Annotated in this window: 7 protein-coding genes; all 7 read right to left on the bottom strand. The window is 71.8% G+C overall.

Going from position 1 to position 7,363, the window contains the following annotated elements:
* Window positions 1-1,468 (bottom strand): serine/threonine protein kinase (locus G4D87_RS30195; protein ID WP_163786161.1); only part of this gene is annotated, 1,468 nt, incomplete at its 3' end.
* 100 nt (window positions 1,469-1,568) lie between these two features.
* Complete coding sequence (locus tag G4D87_RS30190) at window positions 1,569-2,348, bottom strand: hypothetical protein (protein WP_163786160.1); 780 nt, start codon at window positions 2,346-2,348, stop codon at window positions 1,569-1,571.
* Window positions 2,345-3,628 (bottom strand): FtsX-like permease family protein, encoded by a 1,284-nt coding sequence (locus tag G4D87_RS30185; protein ID WP_163786159.1) that lies wholly within the window; start codon window positions 3,626-3,628, stop codon window positions 2,345-2,347. The genes G4D87_RS30190 and G4D87_RS30185 overlap by 4 nt, the downstream gene beginning before the upstream one ends.
* On the bottom strand, window positions 3,625-4,326 hold the full coding sequence (locus G4D87_RS30180; protein WP_163786158.1) for an ABC transporter ATP-binding protein: 702 nt from the start codon (window positions 4,324-4,326) through the stop codon (window positions 3,625-3,627). The genes G4D87_RS30185 and G4D87_RS30180 overlap by 4 nt, the downstream gene beginning before the upstream one ends.
* Entirely contained in the window at window positions 4,323-5,975 is a 1,653-nt protein-coding gene (locus G4D87_RS30175; RefSeq protein ID WP_163786157.1) for a hypothetical protein, read from the bottom strand. Before G4D87_RS30175 ends, G4D87_RS30180 begins: the two co-directional genes overlap by 4 nt.
* A gap of 120 nt (window positions 5,976-6,095) precedes the next feature.
* Window positions 6,096-6,899, bottom strand: a complete 804-nt coding sequence (locus G4D87_RS30170; RefSeq protein ID WP_163786156.1) for a hypothetical protein — start codon at window positions 6,897-6,899, stop codon at window positions 6,096-6,098.
* 15 nt (window positions 6,900-6,914) lie between these two features.
* Window positions 6,915-7,363 (bottom strand): substrate-binding domain-containing protein (locus G4D87_RS30165; RefSeq protein ID WP_504112736.1); only part of this gene is annotated, 449 nt, incomplete at its 5' end.

Raw genomic sequence — 7,363 nt, 5'->3', positions numbered from 1 at the left:
GCACGGACATGGACGGCCGCACCACCGGGATGCTCGCGTGCGACAGCCGCGGCGGGCCCACGGGGGGAGACAGGGGCGCGGGCGGCGGAATGACCGCCGTCCTGCCGCTGACGGGCTCGTCGTCGTCGCCCGGCGACGAAGGCACCTCCAGCGGGGTGATGGCGCGCCCGACGGCGGCCCCCGGCTGCGTCGTGGGCTCTGGCGCGTCCGCGAACTCGTGGTCGCTGGAGACGAGCTGCGTCGCCCCACCGCCGTCATCGTCGGCCGCGGGCGCGGCGGTGGCGGCCGTCAGCTTCGGCAGCGCGGCCAGCGTGGGGGAGCGGCGCACGCCCCCGGGCGACACCGCCGGCATGGAGCCCGTCATCCGGGGCTGCGGCGCCACCGGCTGCACCACCGGCACGGGCGCTGGCGCCGGCGCGGCGGGCATGATGGGGCTGTTGAAGGACGCGGCCTCCAGCGCGGCCTGCATGCCTTCGGGCGGCTTGATGTCCGCGTAGTCCAGCAGGCGCTGCTTCTCGCGCTCCACGTCCTCCGCGAACGTGGATTTCATGTACTGCGCCAGGTCCTTGCGGCTGAAGATGGTGTCGCTGGTGATGAGGAAGCGCTGCAGGTCATCCCCCAGCTCACTGGCGTACTGGTAGCGCTCGTCCACGTCCTTGGCCAACGCCTTGAGGACGATTCGCTCCAGCACCTCCGGGATGCGCCGGTTGTACGTGGTGGGCGACGGCACCTCCGCCTTGCGCACCTTCTCCAGCACGCTGAAGTCGCTGTCGCCCACGAAGAGGCGCTCACCGGTGAGCATCTCGTAGAGGCACACGCCAATGGCGAACACGTCCGAGCGCCGGTCCAACGGCAGGCCGCGAATCTGCTCCGGGCTCATGTAGCCGAACTTGCCCTTGAGGATGCCGGCCTGCGTCTTGGTCGCCTTGCCAGCCGCCTTCGCGATGCCGAAGTCGATGACTTTGACCTCACCCTCATAGGAGATGAGGATGTTCTGCGGCGAGATGTCGCGGTGGACGATGTTCATTTCCCGCCCCATCCCGTCCTTCTTCCGGTGGGCGTAGTCCAGGCCTTCGCACATCTTGGACACGCAGTAGGCCACCAGCGGCACCGGAGCGGGCTCACCCTTCTTCCGGCACCGGTCGAAGATGGCCCGCATGTCCTTGCCGGGGATGTACTCCATCGAGATGAAGTAGCTGCCGACGATGTTGCCCAGCTCGTAGATGGACGCGACGTTGGCGTGGGTCAGCTGGACGCTGATCTTCGCCTCGTCGATGAACATCGAGATGAACTCGTCGTCCTCCGCGATGTTGGGGAGGATGCGCTTGATGGCGACGAGCCGCTCGAAGCCGCTCGCGCCGAACTGCTTCCCGCGCCACACCTCCGCCATGCCGCCAATGTTGATGCGGTCCAGAAGGAGATATTTCCCAAACGGGATGGGCTGCCGCTTCGGTTGAGTGGTCGTCACGTGGGGGAGGGTCCGTTCTCGGCGAGCCTATCGACCGGGGCTCCAAAGGGTCAACCTCGTGAAAGCCCCGCCCAAACTGACCAGGCAGGCAGGCGGCGGATCAGGGTCCGGCCCGAGGAGAACCCGCGTCCGTGTCACCGGCGGGTGACGGTGGGGCGGCAAGGCTGTCGCGGAATGCGGTTCCTGGCTCCGCCTCATCGGGCGGAATGGGGCGAACCAGCAGGAAGCGCGCCTCGCCCGCGACGGACACGATGGCTGGCGAGCCGAAGCGCGCCTCGGCGGGGAGGCCCACCATCGTCACCCAGGCGCCCTGCCGCGCTGGCGCCACGCAGTAGAGCAGCGTCCCCGGACGCACACCGGGTGCGTCCTGCACGGGGCCCTCGCAGTCCTTTCGGACCTGGAGGGAGTACCCCGGAAGTGGCTCGCCGCGCACGAGGTACGGCGGCCGGCCCAGCTCCTCCAGCAGGGACTGGAGGAGGCGCGGGTCATCCGGTACCTCCAGCGCGGAGGTGCGCTCCTGCACGGATTGGTGGAAGCGCTGGAGCGCCATGGACGCGACGTCCGTGGACGTCAGCGGCGTGCGGCTCTCCGACAGCACGAGGTCCACGAAGAGCGCACCCACCAGGACGATGGGCAGCAGCCGGTAGCCCTTGAAGCCCTCGTCCTTGCGCTGGAGCAGGCCCACGACGAACACGAGCGCGGCCACCGCGGCCACCGCCAGCACCACTGCGGGCCGCTCCAGGGAGGGCACCGTCATGAAGGCGGACACGTCCGCGGTGCGGGCGCGCACGGCGTCGGAGAGGTCGCCACCGTAAATCCAGGCGATGGCCATCAAGCTCAGCGCGTTGCCGAGCAGCGTCTTGCGAGAAGGAAGTGTCATCCGGCGAGCGTGCGTGCGGGGTCGGTGGCGGCGGCGCGGCGGCTGGGGAAGTACGCGCCCGCGAGCGCGGCGACGAGCCCCAGGACGACACCGCCGACCACCACGGGCCAGGGGAAGGAGAAGAAACTGTCGGGCTTGAAGGGGAAGTCGGGCAGGTAGCCCGCCGCCAGGCGGTTGACGCCCAGGGACAGCAGCAGCGCGGCGGTGGTTCCCGCGGCGCCGCCCGCGAGCCCCACCACGGCGGCCTCGGCCAGGACGATGGCGCGGATGTCCGCGCGTGAGGCCCCCACCGCCTGCATGACGCCAATCTCCCTGGCGCGCGCCCGGACGGAGGCGGACAGCGCGTGGGCGATGTTCACCGCCGCGAGGAGGCAGATGAGCAGGGACAGCAGCGCCAGCGCGGACGTGGTGAGCGCCACCGCCGCGCCCGAGTTCTCCGCCATCCGGCGCTCCTGGTCATCGATTTCCAGCCCCATGCCCTTCACCGCGGCCACGATGACGGGCACCTGCGACGGGTCCGTGGCGACCAACGTGACGCCGGAGTAGTTCTCCGCGTCCACGCCGAACGCGCGGTTGAGGCGGACGGCCGCGTCCAGCGGAATGGTGATGCCAGCCAGCAGCGCCCGGTCGGACGCCCCCACCACCTGCGCCTGCCCGGGCCGCGAGGGCCCCGACGCGGACGCCGCGGCCACGTAGGAGCGGTTGAACTCCACCGGGAAGCCGAAGCCCACCAGCATGTTGGCGGAGAGCTGCGGCAGCTTGCGCGCCGGGGCGAACGTCTTGTTGTACAGCTCCAACAGCCGCGTGGACACGAGCGCCGGAATCGGCTGCCCCTCCCCCGCGTCCTGGAACTCGCCCAGCTGCACGTCGCCCCGCACCAGCGCCGGCTCCACGCCCAGGGCCAGCACCTCCATGCCCATGCGCAGCCGGGTGCCGAAGAAGACGCCGTCGTAGCGCGTCACCGCGGGCACGCGCACGTTCATCTTCCGGTAGGCGGCCTCCACGCCGGGCAGCGCGCGCAGGCGCTCCACCGTGGGCGCGTCCAGCGTGCCACCGCCCAGGAGCGAGCCCAGCGACACCGCCGGGGGCACCACGTCCACCAGCCGCGCGTCCGTGGGGAAGATTTTCTCCCGGATGACGGCGCCCACGCCCAGCCCCAGGCCCACGAAGAACACCAGCGCGCCCACGCCCATGGCCACGCCGAAGGAGGAGAAGAAGGCCCCCTTGCGCTCGCGGGCGAGGCTCAGCCGGACCAGCCGGGCCAGCGCGTCCAGCCTCATGTCGAACCTCCCGTGGCCACCTGGAGTCCCGCGCGCTCCTCCACGAGCTGCCCGTCCTTGAGCCGCAGCACGCGTCCGGCCACCGCGCTCATCCGCTCCTCATGGGTGACGCACAACACGGTGAGCCCTTCACGGTGCAGCTCCTGGAACAAGGCGATGACGCCCGTGCCGGTGGCCGCGTCCAGGTTGCCCGTGGGCTCGTCACACAGCAGCAGGCGGGGCTTGCCGAACAGGGCGCGGGCAATGGCCACGCGCTGCCGCTCGCCGCCGGACAGGCGCACCGGCGCGCGGTCCTTCTTCGTGCCCAGGCCCACGCGCTCCAGCAGCGCCTCCGCGCGCGCGCGGGCATCCGGGGGCGCCGCGCCGAAGTGCGACGGCAACAGCACGTTCTCCACCGCAGAGAGGTTGGGGATGAGGTGGAAGGACTGGAAGACGAAGCCCACGTGCGTGTTGCGGAAGCGCGCCAGGGCCTTGTCGCCCAGGCCGCGCAGCGTCACGCCGCCCACGCGGAGGTCGCCGCGGTAGTCGACGTCCAGCCCGCCCAGCAGGTGCAGCAGCGTGGACTTCCCGCTGCCGGACGAGCCCACCACCGCGACGAACTCGCCCTCCGCCACGTCCAGCGACACGCCGTCGAGCACGCGCACCTGGGTGCCGTCGCCATCCACGTACGTCTTCACGACGTCCCGGGCTTGAATCACGGCGCGGCCGACGGGCTGGAAGGAGCGGCGGGCGCCAGGCGCAGGGACAGCTCCGCCTGGAGCGCCTTGTCCTTGCGGGACACGGCCAGCGTCACGGCGCGCAGGTCATCCACGGCCTCCAGCCAGCGCACGGTGGTGGCCTTGATGGCGAAGCCGCCAATGCCCCAGGCCTCCGACGGCAGGTTCTTCACCGCGTCCGACAGACGCCGCAAGTCCAGCACGGCGCTGAAGGCCGCGTCCTGGCCCGCGTCCTTCAGGTCCGCGGCCACCGGCCCGTCACTCGAGGGCTTCGCGAGCGAGGCCAGCGTGGACTCCAGCCGCGCCCTGGGCGAGGCCACCACCAGCCGCCCGCCAGGCGCGAGCGCGAAGTGCGCGCCTTCGCCCGCGCGATAGGTCGTGAGGTACACGCGCTGGCCGCTCAGCTCCGACGCCTCCACCTTCGCGCCGAAGTTCTCCGCGATGCGCGGCAGCTGCTCCAGCGTGGCCTGCATCTTCGGAGCGTCCTCGGCGTCCGCGAGCGCCACCAGGTGGACGAAGCGGAAGGGGTTGGTGCGGCGCAAGTCCAACGCCGGCATGCCCGCGCCCAGGTTCACCGTGGGCGACAGCGACAGGCCCAGCACCGTGCCCGGCTTGAGGTTGTCGAGCAGCTCCGTCTTCACGTTGAGGCCGCTGTTCTGCACCGCGCGGGTGAGGTAGCCGCCGGCCAGATAGGGCCACACCCCGTCGAGGTGCGACGCGTCCCCGCGGAACCGGGCCACCAGGAAGCTGTCGGCGGGCAGCGGGGCCAGCAGCTCACTCGCCGCAGGCGCCACGGCGTCCAGCGCCGCCAGGGACGCCTCGGTGTCCGGCCACGGCGCGTCCGCGTTCAGCGTCACCGCGCGGTCGTCGATGCGGCCCGTGAGCGTGACGCCCTGGACGGTGCCCGGCGGCACGAGTCCGGCGCCGCCCGGGAGCCAGACGTGGAAGTCGCGCTGCGCCGGGAGCCGTTGCAGCGACGCCGCCATCACCGGCTCCTTCGCGAGCGAGCGCTCCTCCGGTTGCGTGGCCAGCGTCCCCAGCGTGGCGGCGGTGGGCCCCGCGCCGAGCAGCGCGAAGCGCGTCCCCTTCACGAAGAAGATGCCCAGCGCGGGCGAGGCGCTGCCCGGACGGCTGAAGGTGACCAGGTCCCCGCCGTCCACGGAGGCCTGCTTCTTGTCGGACGCGCCCAGGCGGCTGCGCGCGAAGTTGCCGAACGTCTCCTCGAGCTTGCCGGCGTCCTTGACCCCCACCACGGAGATGGCGCGGTTGCCGCCGAGGAACGCCGCGCCCGCGCCGAGCTCCGGCGCGATGCCGGCCGTCTCGAGCGCCTGCCGGCTGCGCAGGTCCACGCCAATCTGGCGCATCACCGCGGAGACGTAGCCCTCCGCGGTGGAGAAGTTCTGGAGCTGCGCGGCGAACGAGGCGGCCTTCAGCTTCTGGAAGCGGGCGAGCTTCTCCCCCAGCGCCCCCAGGTCATTGATGACCACGGCGGCCTGCGCGTCACGGGGCAGGTAGCGGGCCACACCCGCCGTCGCGGCCGGGGCGGCGGGGTCCGCGTCCTTGCCACAACGGGAGCAGCCCGCGACGGCGAGCACGAGGAGGAGGGACGGGAGCCAGACTCGGCGGAGCATGCGGGCACCTCAGGCTGCCTGGGGCGGAGAGTCAACCGATTCGTGGGGGCCCCAGCGCCAGTCCGGGAGCCCGGATGATGGGCAGGCGACGGCCAGGAGACGGCCGCCGGCCGTGGAGCTTCAACGCACCCGGCCGCCGTGGGGCAGCGGGCCTCGCGTCTCCTCGGAGAACTCGAGGAACTGCTCCATCTGCCGCACGGACTCCTCGGTGGCCTCCGCCTCCGCGCTCAGCATGGTGAGCTGGCGGTTGACGACCTCCGGGTCGCGGATGGCCACGGACTGCTCGTGCGTCAGCCGCATCAAATCTTCGATGCCCGCCAACTGGTGGCTCACCACCTCGCGGCTCTCACCGGCCTGCTCGAAGCGCGCCAGCCGCTTGCGGAGGATGTCCACGCGGTTCTGCTTCACGTCCTTCAGCCGCGGGTTCGTCTCCCGCGCCAGGTCCGCCTCCAGCTCCGCCACCTCGCGCTGCAGGTGCTCGCGGTCGGAGCTGTTCAGGTACGTGCGGTACTGGTTCAGCGTGGAGATGAGCCGCAGGAAGGACGTCAGCAGCGCGTCCAGCCGGGGCTCGCTGTCCGCCTCCAGCACCTTGCCGCCCGGCAGCTTCCGGTAGTTGGCGAGGATCTTCTCCTTCAGCCCGACGAGCTGCTGGTAGTGCTCGCGCTGAGAGGGCGCCAGGTCCGCCTGGAGCGCGTCCAGCGCCTTGCGCGCCGCCTCCGGGTCGTCGAGCGTGTTCGCCCGCACCGCCCGCTGGAAGCGCTTCATGGACGACATGACGCCCAGGTAGAGGCCTTCCAGGCCCAGCGCCACCAGCATGGGCAGCGGCTCGCCCGTCATGGCCGCCGAGGCAGCCGCCGTGCCCAGCCCCACCAGGTTGGCGGGCATCATGAAGGCGGCCTTGATGTAGTTCGGCGACTTCGCCACGTCCGTCCTCCAGCGTCAGGGGCCGCGCGCCTCCGACACGTACTTCAAGGCCCCCAAATCCTTCGTGTCCTCCGCGGGAGGCACCGGAGGCCCTTGCTTCAACTTCTGGAAGAGCGCCGCGGCGCTCTGGAAGAGCTCGTCATAGGTGACGGGCGCCTCGCCGGAAAGCCCGAAGAAGGCCCGATTGTCCGCCAGCGTGGCCGGCGGCGCGCTCCGGATGGCTTCAATGGGGTCGCCCAGGTACGGCGCCACCTCGCCCAGCATCCGGGCCCCCGCCGTCGGGTCCTTCAACACGCTCTGCCCCGTGTCCAGGAGCCCCCGCAGCACCCGCCGCACCGCGTCCGGGTAACGCGCGGCGAAGTCCCCCCTGGCCACCAGCACCGTGGCCACCAGGTGCGGCGCGTCCGCCGTCGTCGCCAGCACCGCGCCGCCCCGGTCCCGCGCCGCCAGCTCCACGTCCCCGC

This window comes from Myxococcus vastator (assembly GCF_010894475.1).
Lineage (GTDB): Bacteria > Myxococcota > Myxococcia > Myxococcales > Myxococcaceae > Myxococcus > Myxococcus vastator.
This window is presented reverse-complemented; position numbering and strand designations above follow the sequence as displayed.